Below are 17809 nucleotides of genomic sequence, written 5' to 3'. Positions count from 1 at the left end.
CCGTTTGTCGTCATCAATGATGGGGGTAAGCCCAAAATCACTCAACTGTGCGTGGCAGGGTTAACGTCAGCGCACCCGCCTTAGCTCCGCCATCGTGCGGGCTTAGTCGCTTCGGAGGTGAAATGGGTTCAACCCTGCGCCCCACGCTGCGCACCCCGGAGCGCTGATCAAATCGAACTCGGCACAGCTGACCTCGCCAAAAATCAAAAGCCGCCTGGCGGCGGCGCAGAAAATTCTGGCTCGGAGGATCGCAGACAAAAGAAAAGCCGCTTTGCAGCGGCTTTTCCAAGATCAGGTCGGTCGTTTGGTATTAGGCCAGACGAAGCGAGGATCCAGCGCGACGGCGATACGACACGAAGCCGACGCCCAGGAAGCCGAGAACCATCATCGCCCAGGTAGCGGGCTCCGGAACGGCGGTCACGAGCGGGCCATCGCCAGAGCCGGTGTAGTGGTGTGTCGCGGACGCGCCGGGATACGTCGCGTTGAAATCATAGGTGTAGGACGTCGGATACTGGCCGGGCGGCAGGCTGAAGGCCGAATACGAGAAAGTTTCCGTAACCGAGCCGGTGTTCTTGTTCACGTTGACCGTCATCGGGCCGACGACCTTGACGTCGCCGTTGCCGTCGAGGAACGAAACAGTGCCGTCATACTTTTCGAGGTTCTTCGGACCCGTGTCGTAGGTGAAGGTCAGCTGCAACGAGAAGGTCGGGCTACCGCCGGCTGCAACCGTGGTCGGGGTGACCGTGAACGAGTCCACAATGACCGACGCATCGGCCTGGCTGGCCGAGAAGCAAATCAGGCTCGCAGCGGCAATAAACAAAGACTTAAATCGTGTCATTTTCGACAACTCCTCCGACCTGATGGTCCACAATGTCTGGTGGGTGGAACTGTTAGCGGCTGGTTAGGGGCAACGCAATATCAATCTTCAAATAAATTCGATTAAGTTTTTAGCAGAATAAAGCCATTATTTAATCAATCATCGATCGCGGGGAGATCTCGATCCAAATTCCTCAGGAATTTCATTGCTTCGGGACTACGGCGCCGCTGCCGGCTCAATTAACCAAGCCGGGATTTTAAATAGAGCGGCGTTGTTGCGCTGCATTCACATTCCGCAGAAGCGGGCAAGAATCGGCCTCCCGAGGGCCGCTGAATAAGCTCAAAACGACGAATCGGCTGTAATTAATTCATCGGGTGATATCAAGCGAAAGAGCCTCGAGAAAATGCTCCGCCTTCGGCGGGATCGCTCATTCCGGCTTTTGGCGGTCCGTCCGGACCCATTCTGATGCCCGCCCCCGCGCAAGGCCTCGAAACAGGCGCAACCGCTGCGGGATCTGACTCATGACCGAGAGGACTTTCCCGCCCGGCAGGACATCACGGCCAAATCTGCTCCAGGCGAGCATGATCGAGACGGCAAGCAAGACGAGGTTGAGAAAAGCCAGCGCCGCCGGAAGCGGGTCCCCCGTAAGCAAACCGAATGCAGTCGCGACCACCAGAGCACCGCCCGCGATCATCACCAGCAGCGAGAGCGGAGGCACCAGCAGATCGAGCGCCAGCGCCAGCAGATCGACATTTCCCCTGACGAGGGCGGTTGCGAGCAGACGCGGGACGTAATCGGCGATCATGGCCAGATGCCCCTGAACCCAGCGCTGCCGTTGCGTTTCAGCGCCGCGCTCCGTCGCGGCAAATTCGCTGGTGACGCGAACCGAAGACAGAAAACAGGCCGGACTGCCCGAGAGAGCCAGATCCAGTCCGAGCTTCAGGTCCTCGACGATGTTGCCGCTCGCAAGCGGCGCAGACCGGATCACGCTCCAGGGAAACATCATGCCGGTGCCCATGAGCTGTACCGGACGCCCCAAGAAGGTCAGGCCGAGCGGCCGAACCCAGTTCTTCAGACGCCAGGCGAATTCGGCGACGCTCTGGCTATCACTGGGAGGCTCCGGCGCAGTCATGAGGTAGAGTGCCTGAACTGGCCTCGCCCGTTGGCTGCAGTGGCTGAGCACTCCGGTCACGAAATCGGACTGCAAGCGGCAGTCCGCATCCACGAAGAGAACGAAATCCGGCGGATCGTTCGCCAGATGCCCCACGGCCCAGGCCATCGCGTAACCCTTGCCGCGCTTGTCGGGTTCGTTCCGAACGAGGATCTGCGCCCCGTGAGCTGCTGCCACGGCCGCTGTGTCGTCACTGCAATTGTCCGCCACCACGATGAGGCGGTCGCGCTCTCGCAACTGAGGCACGATGTCTCTCAGCGTCGGAACGATGCCGGCACTCTCGTTGTGAGCCGGGATCACCACTGCGACCGTGCCCGCGACGAGGCCGCCGTCGGAGGCTGGCTCGTGGCCTGGCGCAATCGCTGCCAAGACCTCGACGAAAAGCGTGAGCGTCGGAATTAACGCCAAACCGATTATGAGGGTCAGAAACACCATCTGCCGTTGATCATTCAGCCGACTGCGGGATAGTCATTGGCGCACATCCAGCCTTGCGCCGAGGAACTTCGATGGAAGGCTGTATGAGTGCCTTCAGGTCGGCAAAACTACAAGCAGCCTCGCCACCCAGTCAAACCGGTCGGCCGAGCAGCGAAAGCAGCCCGAGATCGAACCGATGAAAATTGCTTATCTGGTTAATCGGTATCCTGCCATCAGCCACAGTTTCATTCGCAGGGAAATTCTCGCGCTCGAACGCCAAGGTCACGAGATCCTGCGGATATCAATTCGGGGAGACGGCACAGATCACCTCGGCCCCGAAGACCAGTCGGAAGCACGGAAGACACGCTTCGTCCTCCAACGCGGCACCAAGGCCCTTCTTCTCGCTTTCTTCAAGATGCTGGCGAGCCGACCGGCCGCCATGTTGAAAGCACTGGCACTGGTTTGGAAGCTGGGGCGACGCGCAGAACGGCCGCTGCCTGTGCACTTCGTCTATCTGCTCGAAGCGTGTCTCGTCTCCCAGTGGATCACCGCTGAAAAGGCCGAGCATCTCCACGCCCACTTTGGGACGAACTCGGCTGAAGTCGCCATGCTGGTTCATGCATTGGGCGGGCCGCCCTGGAGTTTCACTGTTCACGGCCCCGAGGAGTTCGACAAGGCTCAGTTCATTGCCTTGCCGGAGAAGATCAGGCGCGCGAACTTCGTCGTTGCGATCAGCTCCTTCGGACGCAGCCAGCTTTTCCGACAGGTGGCCCACGATCAATGGCACAAGATCAGGATCGTGAGGTGCGGCCTCGAGCCTTCGTTCTACGGACACACCGACGTCACCTCCCTCCCCGCGGCCTCTCGGCTCATTTGTGTCGGCAGGCTTTGCGAGCAGAAAGGCCAGCTGCTGCTGCTCGAGTCGGCCAAGCAACTCATGGACGCCGGCGTCAAGTTCGAGCTCGTTCTTGCCGGCGATGGCGAGATGCGTGGCGAGCTCGAAAGGCTGATCGACGCCTACCAATTGCGATCCGTTGTGAAGATCACGGGCTGGATCGAGAGCGCCGAGGTCCGAGCACAGATCCTCGCCTCCCGGGCCCTGGTCTTGCCCAGCTTTGCCGAAGGACTTCCCGTCGTCATCATGGAAGCGATGGCGTTGCAACGCCCAATCATCAGCACGTTCGTTGCTGGCATACCGGAGCTGGTTGAGCCCGATCAGCACGGATGGCTCGTATCAGCCGGAGACGTCGATAGCCTCACCGCCGCGATGCGTGCCTGCCTGGAAAGTCCTGGCGAGCAAATTCAGGCGATGGGCGCGAAGGCTCGAATGAAGGTGCTTCGCTTCCACGATATCGATCGTGAGGCAGCCCGTCTGGCCGAACTTTTCCAATCTGCCGGGAAGGCACCCGCGACTGCTGCCTAGGTTGAAACCCGTCGCGGGGGGACTCTCGCTGTCCGCCGAAGAGGTTCGCGGGTCCGGCCTCCCGTTATTCCGCGTGAGGCTTTCCGCAAGCTTCCAGAAACTCGACACTGCCTCCAGGCGTATCGTCACGAAATATCCCAACGACAAGTCGCCCTGTCCTCCACGCCATGGCGTCGAGATTGGTCTTGCCCTTGGACACGACCGGACCACGCTCATCGGCATGATGTCCATGAACCACATGGCGCCTGCCATGCCCTGAACTGAACCCTTTTGGATATCGCTTCCAAAGCAAGGTCTGCTCGCGCTGCTGATTGAGCGGGACTAGCGGGTCCACGCCGGCATGGACAAATACCCGGTGCGTGTCCGCATAGATGGTCGGCAGCTCACCGATCCATTGCAAATGCCGCTCGGGAATGAGGCTTCGAATCGAATCGCCCGCACGAAATTCGCCATACGACGCCAGCGTCGCGTCACCACCGTTCGCGAGCCAGTACTCGCTCTCAACGAGATTGTTGCACGCCTCCCACATCATCGCCTCGTGGTTACCCTTGAGAGCCACGAGCCGCAGGCTCGGAAACGGCCAAGCCATCAGCAATTCGATCACCTCGCGGCTATTGGGTCCGCGATCGACATAGTCTCCGAGGGTTACGACGCGCGCATCTTGGCCACCTGCGTGCTCCAGAATCTGCGACAATGCCAGGTCAAGCAGATCGAAGCGGCCGTGAAGGTCCGGAATGGCGTAGGTCAGGGTCATGCTCGCCTACAACGGCGAGCACCATGCCGCCGCTCCAACTCCGGAAATCCCGCTTGCAAATCGAAGCCACAGCGCAATCTCGGCATTGAGCCCGCATCAGGCCGCGGCAGCGCCGCGTCCCAGTTTGGCGACCAGCCTGATGATCATCCCCAGAACTCCATCGAAGATGAACAGCAGAAGCAGCGCCACGACGAACAGGCTGATGCCGGTGAGATCGTGAACGACGCCCTCGATCAGATCAGGCCCACCGTAATAGGCCATCAGGACCAACGCAAAGACGCGAATGAAGTTGGAAAGAATCGTGATCGGAACGATCGACAACAGGAGCAGGAGACCGCGCAACTTCTCCTTCCATCGAAAGGCGTAAACGTAGAACACGCCAATGGCGGACAAAGCGAAAATCGAATTCATGCCGGAACAAGCGTCTTTGACCAGCAGTTGATAGGTTCCGATCATGATCATGACGCCGTTCTGGGCGACGGGGAAACCAGCTGCATAGAGAACCCTGGTCACCGTGTCGGAAATGAACACTTTCAGCGGGACCGTCATCGAATCGACGAGCCAGTCGGGCATCGGCACTGCGAAGATCAGGAAGCCGATCGGAAAGGCCAAGCTCCGAAGCATCGGCCAGCCGGCACAGATCAGGATCGACCCAACAATAACGGGAAGGACCGACCCCATCTCGACGGTCAGCAACCCTTGCTGCAACCGCGAGAGGTACAATAGCACTAGCCCGGACAGCAGGACCGCCCAACCGGCAACCGGCGCCGGCGCAACTTCGACCCGCTTCAGGCGATCCCGCGATTGCCAAACCAGCCACAGCGTCGCGGCAATAATGAGAGGTCCGTGCCCCTCCTGCTCGGTCTGCCAGGGGCCATTGATCAAGCCACGGATCGTCGGCGCATAGGCGCCAAGGATGGCCACGCCAACCAGCACGGGCCCCAAAAGGGATGCCGACAAACCCGCTCCGAACGATTTACGGATATGAATATCAGTCATCAATTTGAGCTCTGCGACAAAATATCAATTCTCATTTAACGGCAGAAACTACCATTGCCCGCTCCAACAATCGACTATCTTTTAATGACCAGCGCAGCGAAGACTATTCCCGCCACGACCAGAACCGACGCAAGAATAAAATGTCCGGCATTCCCGACCTGATTGGCGACGGCAAAGACGACGCCTGCCAACATCAAGTACACGAGCGTCCGAATCTCGCGATCTGAGAATTGAAAGAAGGCGATCACCAACCCGACAAAACTCGTGACGGTAACGACGTCAAATACGGTTGCCATGTTCCATACACTGAACAAAAGAGGAGTGGCTTGGACGGCGGCCGCGTCGGCAGCCTATTGTGACTTGGCGTCACCCTGCTTCATGAGGTCGGCATACTCGCCCTCATATTTCGCCTCGAGTCGTGCTGAATAAGCGGCCAAGCCAAGCTCCGCCGCGATTGTGTCCGCCCGCATCGCCTGTCGTGCCGTGTTCAGCGCAGCCTCCCCTTCCAGCGGGCGCGTCTCTTCGCTCTTCACCTTGAAAAACATCCCGTTCGAACCCACGCGGGTGAAGAAGATGTCGTCGTCCTTCCGCCTCTGGACCAGCCCCGCGAGCTCCTCCGAAAAATCGCTGCTCGAGAGCACGCCGGCTTGGCGCGCATGGGGGATTCCATTTGCCGCCAGTTGTTGCTGCACTTCGTCGAGCGTCTTGGCGTCCTTGTTCGCGCTCACGAAAGCCTGCGTGGCGGGAGTCATCGGAATGATGACCTCTTCCACACTGAACAACTTTCGATCGCCGAACTTCCATGCGTTCTTTGCGATGTAACGATCGAGATCGGTCCTGTTGGCCGCTTTGGCGTTCGCGGCGCGATTGAGCGTCGCATTGCCAAGAACCTGTTCGCGAGCCCGCAACAGATCCAGAAGCACTCCGGGTTCGCGATCCAATTTCGCCGTCATTGCCTGCTGCATAAGGTATTTTCGCACGACGATCTCGCCGAGCACCCGCTTCAGCACCTCGGGATCCTTCTGCTTGTCCGGCGGGACGTTGGCGAACCTGAACTCGTTTTCGAGCTCCTGCGTGGTGATGACTTCGTTTCCAACGTGGGCAACGACCTGGCCTTTGGCTGCAGTCGGCTGCTCTCCGCTCTTCTGTCCGCAAGCACCGAGAACCAAGCCGGACGCCGACAGGAACAACACCACACGAGCAATGTACAAGTTGCGAAGCCTATTCACCCGACGCTCCGTTCTTCAATTCAGAATAGTTAAGGGTCCAGGAGCAACCAAAGTCCGCCCCGGCTTTGAGCATGGAAGCATCAGTAAAGGCCCGATGGGCAGCCGTCGAGACGGCCGAACGCGCCCCGTCGAGAATTCGCTATTTAGCTTAATCCGGGAATTCGGGGTTGCGGCCCGTCCGTGACACTTTTGTGAGGTAAGTCAGCAGCATCGGCCCTTTATCCGACTGGCGAGAACGGCTAACAATCAAACCGTCGCAACAGGAGCCGCACGATGAAGTCCAGCCGGGTTGGAGTTGTTCTCGCATCGATCGCGATTGCTGGCACGGCCATAGCAGGAGAGGTCTTCGCACCACGTCAATTGATGGCGCGCACGACAGCGTCCCAGAGCCTCGAAACCGTCATTCCGAAGCAGTTTGGCACCTGGAAGCTGGTGCCCGAAATCAGCCCCGTCAAGCCGGTCGATCCGGAAGCCTATGTCCAGCCGCCGGACCCTCTTTCAGCCAAGGTCTACAGCCAGGAAGTCGCGCGGGGCTACACCGACGGCGAAGGCCATATCGTGATGCTGCTGGTCGCCTACGGCCCAGTTCAGAACTACAAGCTGAAGGCTCATCGGCCCGAGATCTGCTATACCGCGAATGGCTTTCGCGTGTCCGAGAAGAACGCCTCGACACTCGCCGTTTCCGACGGCGCGCTGAAGATCACGCGGCTGATTGCGGAACGAGAATCGCGTTACGAACCGATCACCTATTGGATGAAGGTCGGCAACGAAATCTCCAACGGTGTCGTCGACAATCAGATCAGCCGCCTTAAATACGGGTTGCGGGGCATCATTCCCGATGGCTCCCTGATCAGGGTATCGACAATCGGCCTCAACAAGGAGGCGTCCTTCAAGCTGCAGGACCAGTTCATCCGCGATCTGCTCACCGCGTTGCCATCTCAGGAGAGGGAATTTTTCCTGGATAGGTCCTGATCGGATTTCGAATGGCGGCAAGCGTGATAGCTTCGGCTGACGAACGCAAAGGCACCAAGCGATATATCGATCGTGGTAGAGAGAGCGCCAGCCATCCCATTCGGGTCACCTCATGGATGGCGTTGCTGCTGTTGGCAACCGTCAAGGTTGCCACAGCCCAAACGACCGACGAGACCCTGCTCGCATACGCCGTGAATATTCATCAAACTCCCATGCAGACATGGGGGCCCGGCTATGGAATCTATCTCGGACACGGCTACTTTCTGACCGCTGCGCACGTCGCCGGCCGGACATGGTTTACGCGACCAAAGGTCACGATCTCGGGCCAAGAGTTTCCGACGCGGGTCATCAAAGAAGGCCAGCTTGAGGCAACCGACCTGACCCTGCTCGCGGTCGAAGAAAACCTCCTGCCAATGCGGCTGAGGCTCAGACGCATGCGTCTTTGCGACACTCCCCCGCGGCCGGGCCAGGAAGTCGTCACGGTCGTGCCCGAAGCGGTTGTCCGTTCCCGCATCATCACCCCGGAGCGTATTCCTGCGGCAGTTCGACGATTCAATACGGCGATTGTCGACGTCGCGAAAACCGGCAATTCCGGATCGGGCGTCTTCGATGTGAAGCAAAGGTGCCTACTCGGCATCATGAGCCGGAAGATCAGTCAGAAACGGACCAATCTGGTGACCCGAAAGGAGGAGACGTACGACATCGCCAAATATTTCGTACCTGCGGCTGAGATCGCGGCGTTCGTTCCTGCAGGAACGTTTGATGCACGATAGGATCTCGATTTGACCGTCGGCCAAACCGAGCGATCCCGCACCCCTAGTAGTACCCGTAATAGGTATCGATCTTTTCAGACGCCTTGTTGACGACAACGCGCACAACGGGGACACGCTCGAGGTGCTTCTGACATTCCTTGACGTCGGCCACCGATGAGCTTCCCACGCCGGTCACCAGCAGGACCGCATCCATGCGCGGCAGGATCGAGATCACGTCATCCCCGAGCAGCATGGGCGGCAAATCGAAGATCACGGTATGGGAACGGAACTCCCGTTTGATCGCCTGAAGCAACACCGTCATGGTCTGTGAGGCCATCCACTCGGACGAACCGTGCGTTGGCGCCGAGCCTGGCAACACAAACAAGCTGTTCGGCCCGACCGCGGCCTTTGTGACCGCCGCCGAAACCGGGATCTGTCCATCGAGCACACTGAGAACGCCGCCGCTCCGTGGCAATCCGAAATAGTTCGCGACCATAGGCTTGCGCAAATCGAGATCGACGATCAGCGCCGACCGCTCGGGAAGCCTTGCAATGCTCATCGCGAGATTGCACGCAGTCACGGTTTTTCCGCATCCAGCAGTGGGCGAAGTGACAGCGAGAAACTGCCAGTTCTTCTTGTCCATCTCCTGCAGCACCTGGGTGCGCAACATGTCGTAGTAGCGGCCGCTTTCGCCACCGGTCGTGAAAGCCACGATACGATTGGCCTCGAGATGATCCGGATCGAGACGGACTTCTCGTACCAAGACCGGCTCGCGCTGCCCTGCAGCGATCGGCTTCGATCCGCCGATGAGCTCCTGCTGTACGAGACTGTCGCTGGAGCGCGCCAGCTCCACGGCCTGCTTGATCGAGTCCATCAGAACCTCTCGGATTAGCGGAACAGACCCGCCCGCGCCTTCGCGAGCATGAGATCGAGCGGCGGCATGAAGAAGTAGGCGCCTCCAAGGAGGGCGACGACGACCAGGACCACGACCACGACGGCAGCGATGCCGCGAACCTTCTGCCGGCGCAGCTCCGCCTTGGTCGCAATATAAGGCACCGGAACAATGAGACGGTTATCGACGATCGCAGATAAATCGCTGCTTCGCCGAATCGCCTTGTCGGTCAGCTCGAGAACAAACGTCAGGCCCACGCCAGCTGCAAACGCGAGAGCCATCGTAAGGGCCAAGAGCTTTGGACGATGCGGCTTGATCGGCTCCTGAGGCGCGGTCGGCTGTTCGATGACCTCGAGCTTTTCGGACTGCTGATCCTTTTCGAGGTTTTCGCCCAAGCGTGCGGCCATCAGCTTGGCAGTGGCTGTTTCGAGGTTTTTCTGCAAGCTTTCCTGCTGAGCGACAAGAGCATCGAGGCTCGCCGCTGCCGCGGCGTCATTTCCGGTTGAAGTCTGAGCCGGCGCCTGAGCTACGCTTTCCATCGCCTGAATCTGGCGCTTCAGCGACTGGATTGTCGGATGCTTGTCCGAATAAAGCGCGCTCTTCTGAATCAGCTCTGCCTTCAATTGAGCGAGCGTGCTCGTCGGCTGGTCCGGGCCGGAGGACGTCGTCGCCGGTTTACCCTGGGCAATGCGAAGTTGGGCAATCTTTGCATCGAGTGCCGCATTCTCGGTCTGCAGCCGCTGAACTTCGCGGGACAAGAACCGCGACGTGTCTGTCGCGCGGCTCGTCCGATCGCGCAGATCCTCGTTCAGAATTCGTGTCATCAGTTCGTTGGCAACACGAGCTGCAACGGCAGGATCGCCATACTCAAAGCCAACCGAAAAGACGATCGTCGGATTTTCCAGGGCGGCCCTCGTCCGCTGCTTGAAATCGAGGATGGGATCGACCGGCGAAATCTTGGTCGATTTCTTCATCAGCTCGACCAGCTCGGTCACCGACATGAGCGTACGCTTTTCGGGAAAAAGCTGGAACTTGTCGGCGATCGCGATCAGGTTGTCCCGTGTCATCGTGCGCTGTTGAATGACCTGGATTCGCTCCTGCGCCGCGCTGGTGACGGTCGGCCGCACGAGCTCCGTGGGAATCTGCTGCGACTGGACGAGAATCTTGCCCTCGGAAAGATAGGTCGGGGGCCAGATCAGCACTGCAGCGGTTCCGGCAACGGCAATCAGGATGAACGGCAGGACAAAGAAGGGCCAGCGCCGTTTGATGATATCGAGATAATAGGAAGGCCGCAGCAGATGAGACCGATCCTGCTCGACCTGACCGTCGAAACTGTCTTCAAAATCAATCTTTTGCAGCATGCGTTTTCAGAAACCTGGTTGGTGCGACCTGCAAAGCGCGAAAACGTAATTTTGTAAGTTCGGCCAGCCTGCAATCTTCCAAATGGATTTTAGCATCGAAATTGCATAGAGGCTCATTAATTATTGCGCCGCGAGAAGGATTTGAATTGTCAGCCTTAATGACGATCGTGAGTCGTTCTTTAGGCAATTTCGTTCAATACTCGCGGCGGCCCGGATAGCTGGTTTTGCGAGAGGTGAGCTATAAGGCGGCGAAGGCAGGCTAGAGAACGGCAGAATGTACGAGTCATATTATCAACTGCGCGAGAAGCCATTCTCGATTCTGCCCGACCCAGACCTGATCTACTGGGGCAAGATGCACTCGATGGCGTTCACGATGCTGGAGTTTGGCATCATGAACAATGCCGGGTTTACTGTCATCACCGGGGAAATCGGCTCCGGCAAGACGACCCTCGTGCGGCACCTCCTCAAGAAGCTCAGCCCGACATTGACGCTCGGTCTGATCTCAAGCTCACCGCAGGGGCGCGAGGAGCTGCTTCAATGGATCCTGATGTCTTTGGGACAGCCATTCGACGGAAATTATCCACACCTTTTCAAGAACTTACAGGATTTTCTCCATGGCCAATACGCGACTGGCCGGCGGACGGTTCTGATTATCGATGAAGCGCAAAATCTCGAGCCGGACGCACTCGAGCATTTGCGGATGCTGTCCAACATCAATGCAGACAAGTTCCAGGTGCTGCAGCTGATCCTTGTAGGCCAGCCGCAGTTGCGCGACCTGCTGTTGCTGCCCAAGCTGCACCAGTTCGCCCAGCGAATTTCGTCGGATTTCCATCTGCGGCCGCTGGATACAAGGGAAGTTGCCAATTACATCGCCTTTCGCCTTCAGGCTGTGGGCGCCCCGCGCCCCCTCTTTACGCAAGAGGCCTGCGCGCTGATCGGGGCCGCCAGCGGCGGCATCCCCCGGATGATCAACGTCCTCTGCGACACCGCACTGGTGTACGGATTTGCCAACAACCAGAGGGTCATCGGCGACCAATTGGTCCGGGACGTTATTGCAGACAAGCAACAGTACAGCATTTTTCCCGTCAAGCAGCTCTCCCGGGTTCCTTAAGTACCTCAAACCCAGTAATTTCCGAGTGTTGCCCGCTTCAGCGGGCATGTCTTGGCTCGAGTTGATCAGCAAAGATTAGGATTAAAACTTTACTTCGCGCATCTGCGCCCTTCGCGAAGAGGAAACAAGCATGCGGACGGTTTTGCTGGCAGTGTTGATGGCCATTTTCGCCACCTCTGCCTTTTCACAGACGCTCAAGCCTGGCGATACCCTGTCAATCACCGTGTTGCAGGATCCAAAGCTCGACCGGACTGTGGTGGTTGATCCGCTGGGCGAGATTGCCTTTCCGCTCGCCGGACATATCCGGGCTCGCGGGCTGACCCCCCTCGCACTCGAGAACGTCCTCAGAGCGAAGTTGAAGCCCAATTACAAGGACGACGCCCTGGACGTAACGGTCGCACTCGCCAATGCGCCGAAGGATGTTCCGGAAGAAGACTTGAAGCCGAAGGTCTTCGTCACGGGCGAAGTTTTGAGGCCTGGGCCTTACGTCGTCCGGCAGCCGACCACCCTGATGCAGGCGATATCGCTTGCCGGTGGCCTTGGTCCCTTCGCCGCGAAGAAGCGGATTCAGGTGCGTCGACGGGCCCCCGGCGGCGACGAAACGATCTATGTGTTCAACTATAGGGCTTATGAGGCCGGCGCGGATCTCGAAGGCAATATCGTCCTGCGAGCGGGCGACGTGATCATGGTCCCGGAACGAGGATTCTTCGACTAAGACGCAAGTTTAAGTGCACCCGGGGGCGGGACCAACTGTGAAGAGGATTGCGATTGCGGTCTCGATGTCGCTCGGGCTTGCTCCGGCGGCCGCATTCGCGTGGGATTGGTCGCTCAAGACCTCCGAGAGCGAGACGGTCGAGCTCAACAGCAACCAATTTCTGAGGTCGTCCCCGGCGGGATCGGTCGGTTCCTACTCGACGATCACCGGGACGGCCGAGGCTCTCACACCGACGTCCAAGCTCACTTTCGATGGTGATGGCACTTACAGGAAATATTGGGGTCCTGGCGTCGAAGGAGCCTCGACCGAATCTCTTTCCTACGGCGCGAAAGCGCACTACGAGCAGCACGAGAAGAACAAGTTCGACCGCGAATTCGTCGAAGCCGCATGGAGACAGCAGAGTACGGCACTGGCGCTGTTGAACGACCTCGGCGTCATCTCCCCGGCCACAGGCTTTATCGATCGGGTCACTGCAACCGGCGGAATTGATCGTGCTCTGAGCGCGCGTGATACCGTCAGCCTCTTTGCGACCTCGACACGAACCTATTATGAGCCATCGAGTGGCGGCACCGCCTTTACCGACACGCTGGCACGCGGATCGTGGCGACACGGCGTCTCTTCCACGACTGGCGTCAGCCTGTCGTCGGAGGCCGAGCTGCTCGCCTACGACAATGCATTCAGCACGCAAGTCGACATCTATCGCAATCAAGTCGGTATCGACACCGCCCTGTCGTCCGTACTGTCCTTTAGGGGCAATATCGGCGCTGCGTATCTCGTGACGGACCGCGGCGTTTCGACATCCGCGATCGGCGGCGTCACCTCGGCCGTCCCGATTGGGAGCACCGCGCTGGATTGGATCGGCGATGCTGTTCTCACCTACAAATTCATGAAGACAGCGACGCTGTCGGTCATTGCCAGTCAGTCTGTTGGACCGAGCATCGTAGGTTCGCTGATCAAGCGAGACACCGTCAGTGCCAGTGTGAATTATCTCATCAACAGCCGCGAGAACCTGACTATCTCGGCAAGCGGCAACCGGCAGATCACCACGACCACGACCGACTACGCTTCGATTTCCGCAACCTACGGATACAATCCGATCCGCGACGTATCTTTGCAGTTCACCTATCGCTATCAGCACCGCTTTGCGAGCACAGGGACGACGATCTTCGATCCTCTCACCGGCACGCCGACCGTTTCTGGCACCGGCCCCGCAGACTCACACAGCCTGATGTTCGTTGCTACCCACAATTTCCTCGTGCTCCCGCACGGCAACTAGTCAGGCGCAGAACGAGCACCGCAGTCGGGCGAAAGCCTCACAAAGCGCGACGATGATGGATCATCATTGCGCGCTGAGCGGAGCATGTTCCTTGCAAAATGCGGCCTCGCACTTTCCGGACTGTGCTTTGAACTAGGGCTGCTGCTTGAGCGCGTCCTGGATGCTCTTCTTGAGTTCGGTCCCGTCGGGCTCGGCCTTCGCGGCTGCCGCCAACTCCTCTTTCGCCTTTTGCGCCTGACCGTCTGCTGCGTAGGCAAGACCAAGATGATAATGGACGGCCGCAAAATTAGGCGACTTGGCCGCGGCCGTCTCCAGGATCGCAATCGCGGATTTGATGTCGCCGTGCTTGAAACGTGCCCAGCCTATCGTGTCCTGAAATTGCGGCACGTTCGCCGCCTTGAGGCTCTCAGCCAATGCCGCAGCGCGATCAAGGCTCTCCTTGTCAGTGCGCGTGTCGAGCAGCAGACTTGCCAGATTGTTGATAGCGATGAGAGACTGAGCCTGCGGCTGGTCCTTCAAGATCGCCTCATACTGAGCGATGGCACCCGCGCTGTTGTTCTTCAGAATTTGTAAGCTCGCCGAAGACATCTTCAGATTCAGATTCTGCGGATTTTCCTTCATGGCGCTCTGCAAGACACGCTCGGCAGCGTCATAATTCTTGCCGCGAATGTAGAAGTCAGCCAGCGCGCCATATCCGGACGGATCCTTCGGCTGCTGCTTGATCGCTTCCTCAAAGTTGGCAACCGCCTCAGCATCCTTCTTCTGCGCCAGTTTCGTCTGCCCAAGGACGACCAGGAGTTCCGCATTACCCGGATAGCGCTTGTTCATGTCCTGCAGAAGGTTCACCGCGTCGTCGCTGCGTTCGGACCGAATGTAGGCGGACGCCAATGCAACAGCCGGCTGGATCGCTTCCGGAAGCGCCTTGTGCGCATCTTCCAGCGCCACGATGCTCTCCGCAAACCGCTGCTGGCCCGCATAGGCCGCGGCTTTGATCTGGTCCGCAACTACGCGACCGTCCTTGATCGTCGTGATGGTGTCCGCAAGCGTCAGCGCTCCAGGCCAGTTCTGACGGGTGAGCTTGATCTGCGCCAGCGACGAGAGAACTTGCAAATTGCCGGGATTACGACCTGCTACTTCCGTCAGCACGTCATCGGCACGCCCGGCATCGTTCCTGCGCTGCAGAAACGCAACGTATCTCAGCGCCACTTCAATATTGAGATTGGAGTTCTTTAGGGCGTCCGCGTATTGGCGATCTGCGAGTTCGGGCTTACCGCCCTGCTCGTATGCAAGGGCGAGCGCGAGCAGCAATTCCGGCGATTTCGGTTGGTCGTTGAGCGCCTCGCGCAGGTCGGCGATCGCACTATCCGTCTGCCCCTTGTCCAGGCTGAGCGCAGCGCGAAGACGAAGGCCGCCGGAATTTCTACGGTCTTTTGCGAGCACTTCAGAGATCAGCGGCTCTGCCGCCGCCTTGTCGCCCTTGGCGACCAGCATCTCAGCAAGCCTGACCTGGGTCTTCAGCTTGCGATCGGCGTTGTCCAACTCTGAAACCAGCTTCTGGAGCGATGAGATAGCCTCGCTCTGGTGATTGCTCACAAAATCCAGCTCTGCGAGCGCGAACTTGTAGTCGAACGTGTCCCCGCCGGCCTTGATCCGCGACTCGAGTTCGGCGTGTGCAGCCGCCGGGCTCTTGAAGGTATTGAGGAATCGAACAAGGTCGAGACCGACTTTGGTGTCGGTGGGACTGGCGGCGACCCGCGCGCGCAACTCCTGCTCCGCCTCGTCATATTTGCGCTCGGCCGTGAGAAGCTGGATCAGCCCCAGACGATACGAGGCTTCCTGCGGAAAGTCGGTCACCAATTGCCGGGCCAGTTTTTCCGCGCCAGCCAAGTCGCCCTTCAGCCTGAGGATCTCGATCCGCAACTGCGCGGTGCTGGCACGGTCTGTCGCCCGCGACAGCGGCGGCAACGCATCGAGCATTCGCAGTGCGCCGTCGATGTCTCTGTCGGCAACTTTCTTCGACACCAGCAGGTTCACGGCCTCGATGTTCGCGGGATCGATCTCGTAGGCCCGCTGCGCCTCTCGAAGGGCGGCCGCTGGATCGCCTGTTCTGATGAGAGCCAGGGCTCGAACGGCATGAAGCATCGCGTTCGGCTTGTCGCCTTCATTAGCGGCATCCAGGATCTTGATGGCAGGTTCGGCCGCCCCGCCAGCCACCATGATCCTGGCGAGCTTCACTCTGGCATCGAGGTCCTTGGGGTCGAGCTCGACGATGCGCCGCAGATCGAGAAACAGGGAATTGGCTTTGGTGCGCTCATCGATGCCAGCCAGCGCTTTCCAGACTTCGACCTTGTCGCTCTTGTATTTGACGGCCTTGAGAAGCTCGAGCCGCGCGCCGAGATCATCATTCTTGGCGATCAGCGCCATCCCGCTTTCGTAATATTGCTGGGAACGCTGCTCAGGCGAGCCGCAACCGCCGAGCAACGCGGCGGTCAGCGCAAAGCCGAATGTCTTCACAACCACCTGGCGGGCAAAGCGAGGTTCCAAATCGAGCCTGGTCTTCATTTTGGGTATCCAAACTTTGCGTGCTCGCATCGCACGGAGGTCGTCTTTTGCCGACGCAGGATTACCGATCGGACAGAAGAAATTCAAACCTGTTCAGCCGGAAAATTCGCCGCAGACGCGGAGAAAGACCAACGATGGTCAACGACAGATTTTGTCGCGCAAGCTGCCGCTTCACGCCGATTAATACACCGAAGAACCGGCCGTCCATATAATCGACGCCGGCAAGATTAATTTCGATCGACTTGTGGTCCCTCACGGCCTGCGTCGCGAATGGGAGCAGGGAATTGGCTTTATCGGCCGCGGCTGCGCCTGTGAGGCTGATCGTCATGCTCTCGTCGCGTTGGATGGAGCGGATCGCAAATTCGGCCTGTTGCCGGGAGACCCTGGCGGCGATCGCGAGCGGAAGGACGCAGGTGCAGAGGACCTGTAGCAGCGCTTTGCCATCGGCCCAGTAGCGCCGCCACAGATAAGGCTCCTCCTTGATCCTCCACAGCCATTCGAACCCCGTGCTCCGCATCAAGGGCGGGGCGCGGCGAATTGTGCCCGCCTCGAAATTGATGGTCGCGCCGAACTGCGCGCGGATTGGAACCGACAGGCGATGATGGTTGCGCAAGAGCCAGGCCTGCGCCTTTTCGGCATTCAGGAACACTGCGAGCAGATCCGCCCCGCTGGCGTTGATCTGCGCGATGATGTCGGGCGAGCTCAGTTCCTCGACGGAACCGAAGCCCGGATTGAGCACGCCCACGCATTCGAGCCCGCATTTTTCGGCATTCAGCTGCAGACCGACCTTCTCGGCGAGGTCACCCGTCCCGCCGAACAGAAAGACCCGCAAGCGGTTTTCCGTTCTGGATTTCAGCCGGCCGAACAGATCGGAACCTGCCACCCGTTCGTGGATCGGAACGCGGAGCAGCTTCGCGATCCAGATCAGGGGCATGCCGTCGGCGAGGCAGACGTCGCTCAGCAGCATGCTGTCGCGGAACGCCACGTCCTGATGGCTCTTGATGAGGAAGTTGACGTTTGGCGTCGAGATGAGGAACGGCTCGCGCTTCGCGGCGGCGGCGTCCATGGCCTGGATCAGCGAGCGGAAATCGACGGCATCGACGGGCAGCCCGAGCAGGCCGTACAGATCCCGCGTGGCCTCGCCCTTCTCGCCATCGTCGAGGTTTTTTGGCGCCGGGCGCGCGACAGGAGGGGCCGGCTGGCCGAGACGGGCAGTCTGGAACGTGCTCAAAATCGAGGTCTCGCGAACTGATGCAGTGTGAACGGCCGGGCAAACTGCCCAAAAAACCATTTTTTAAAGATCGCCCCTAAATAACACACGTGAGGCGACGGCTGGAAGCCGATTTAATGGCGGTGATTAA

15 protein-coding genes and 1 pseudogene are annotated in these 17809 nt (G+C 59.1%); 6 read left to right on the top strand and 10 right to left on the bottom strand.

Translation table 11 applies throughout. The features are described 5' to 3' along the window. Window positions 1–310 precede the first annotated feature (310 nt). Both JQ587_RS37210 and JQ587_RS26145 read right to left on the bottom strand, forming a co-directional pair. Window positions 311–418 (bottom strand): annotated as a pseudogene (locus JQ587_RS37210) (PEPxxWA-CTERM sorting domain-containing protein); the annotation flags it as partial. 826 nt (window positions 419–1244) lie between these two features. Next, window positions 1245–2423, bottom strand: coding sequence for a glycosyltransferase family 2 protein (locus JQ587_RS26145; RefSeq protein ID WP_212427220.1), 1179 nt, complete (start codon window positions 2421–2423; stop codon window positions 1245–1247). A 175-nt stretch (window positions 2424–2598) separates the two neighbouring features. On the opposite strand from JQ587_RS26145, the gene JQ587_RS26140 reads away from it, so the two are divergent. Then, the gene (locus JQ587_RS26140) at window positions 2599–3825 is read left to right on the top strand and encodes a glycosyltransferase (RefSeq protein ID WP_212427219.1); all 1227 of its coding nucleotides are present in this window, start codon (window positions 2599–2601) and stop codon (window positions 3823–3825) included. 64 nt (window positions 3826–3889) lie between these two features. On the opposite strand, the gene JQ587_RS26135 is transcribed toward JQ587_RS26140, so the two are convergent. The 4 genes from JQ587_RS26135 to JQ587_RS26120 form a co-directional block, all read right to left on the bottom strand. Continuing rightward, entirely contained in the window at window positions 3890–4579 is a 690-nt protein-coding gene (locus JQ587_RS26135) for a metallophosphoesterase (protein WP_212427218.1), read from the bottom strand. Window positions 4580–4675: 96 nt separating this feature from the next. Then, window positions 4676–5578: an exosortase gene (gene xrt / locus JQ587_RS26130; RefSeq protein WP_212427217.1), complete on the bottom strand. Its 903-nt coding sequence runs from the start codon at window positions 5576–5578 to the stop codon at window positions 4676–4678. Between the two features lie 74 nt (window positions 5579–5652). Next, window positions 5653–5874, bottom strand: a complete 222-nt coding sequence (locus JQ587_RS26125; RefSeq protein ID WP_212427216.1) for an XrtV sorting system accessory protein — start codon at window positions 5872–5874, stop codon at window positions 5653–5655. 54 nt (window positions 5875–5928) lie between these two features. After that, a complete protein-coding gene (locus tag JQ587_RS26120) occupies window positions 5929–6807 on the bottom strand; it encodes a SurA N-terminal domain-containing protein (protein ID WP_212427215.1) in 879 nt (292 codons plus the stop codon). 273 nt (window positions 6808–7080) lie between these two features. Between JQ587_RS26120 and epsI the strand changes: the two genes are divergently transcribed. Next, window positions 7081–7779, top strand: a complete 699-nt coding sequence (epsI, locus tag JQ587_RS26115) for an exosortase-associated protein EpsI, V-type (RefSeq protein ID WP_212427214.1) — start codon at window positions 7081–7083, stop codon at window positions 7777–7779. 11 nt (window positions 7780–7790) lie between these two features. Further along, window positions 7791–8552: a trypsin-like peptidase domain-containing protein gene (locus JQ587_RS26110; RefSeq protein WP_249154524.1), complete on the top strand. Its 762-nt coding sequence runs from the start codon at window positions 7791–7793 to the stop codon at window positions 8550–8552. A 43-nt stretch (window positions 8553–8595) separates the two neighbouring features. Here the strand turns inward: JQ587_RS26110 and JQ587_RS26105 are convergent, their stop codons facing one another. Both JQ587_RS26105 and JQ587_RS26100 read right to left on the bottom strand, forming a co-directional pair. After that, window positions 8596–9384, bottom strand: a complete 789-nt coding sequence (locus JQ587_RS26105; protein ID WP_349629534.1) for a CpsD/CapB family tyrosine-protein kinase — start codon at window positions 9382–9384, stop codon at window positions 8596–8598. A gap of 35 nt (window positions 9385–9419) precedes the next feature. Further along, entirely contained in the window at window positions 9420–10784 is a 1365-nt protein-coding gene (locus tag JQ587_RS26100; protein ID WP_212427212.1) for a GumC family protein, read from the bottom strand. A 274-nt stretch (window positions 10785–11058) separates the two neighbouring features. Here JQ587_RS26100 and JQ587_RS26095 point away from each other — a divergent pair, with 274 nt between their 5' ends. From JQ587_RS26095 to JQ587_RS26085, 3 genes are all read left to right on the top strand, one after another. Further along, a complete protein-coding gene (locus JQ587_RS26095) occupies window positions 11059–11895 on the top strand; it encodes an ExeA family protein (RefSeq protein ID WP_212427211.1) in 837 nt (278 codons plus the stop codon). Window positions 11896–12025: 130 nt separating this feature from the next. Continuing rightward, complete coding sequence (locus JQ587_RS26090) at window positions 12026–12610, top strand: polysaccharide biosynthesis/export family protein (protein WP_212427210.1); 585 nt, start codon at window positions 12026–12028, stop codon at window positions 12608–12610. A gap of 64 nt (window positions 12611–12674) precedes the next feature. Beyond that, a complete protein-coding gene (locus JQ587_RS26085; RefSeq protein WP_212427209.1) occupies window positions 12675–13886 on the top strand; it encodes a hypothetical protein in 1212 nt (403 codons plus the stop codon). Window positions 13887–14018: 132 nt separating this feature from the next. On the opposite strand, the gene JQ587_RS26080 is transcribed toward JQ587_RS26085, so the two are convergent. Together JQ587_RS26080 and JQ587_RS26075 are read right to left on the bottom strand one after the other, a co-directional pair. Continuing rightward, window positions 14019–16448, bottom strand: coding sequence for a tetratricopeptide repeat protein (locus JQ587_RS26080; protein WP_212427208.1), 2430 nt, complete (start codon window positions 16446–16448; stop codon window positions 14019–14021). A gap of 61 nt (window positions 16449–16509) precedes the next feature. Continuing rightward, window positions 16510–17679 (bottom strand): WecB/TagA/CpsF family glycosyltransferase, encoded by a 1170-nt coding sequence (locus JQ587_RS26075; protein ID WP_212427207.1) that lies wholly within the window; start codon window positions 17677–17679, stop codon window positions 16510–16512. Between the last annotated feature and the right edge of the window lie 130 nt (window positions 17680–17809).

The organism is Bradyrhizobium manausense (assembly GCF_018130615.1).
GTDB lineage: Bacteria > Pseudomonadota > Alphaproteobacteria > Rhizobiales > Xanthobacteraceae > Bradyrhizobium > Bradyrhizobium manausense_A.
Note: the sequence above shows the minus strand (reverse complement) of the source record. Positions and strands in the feature narration are given on the sequence as shown.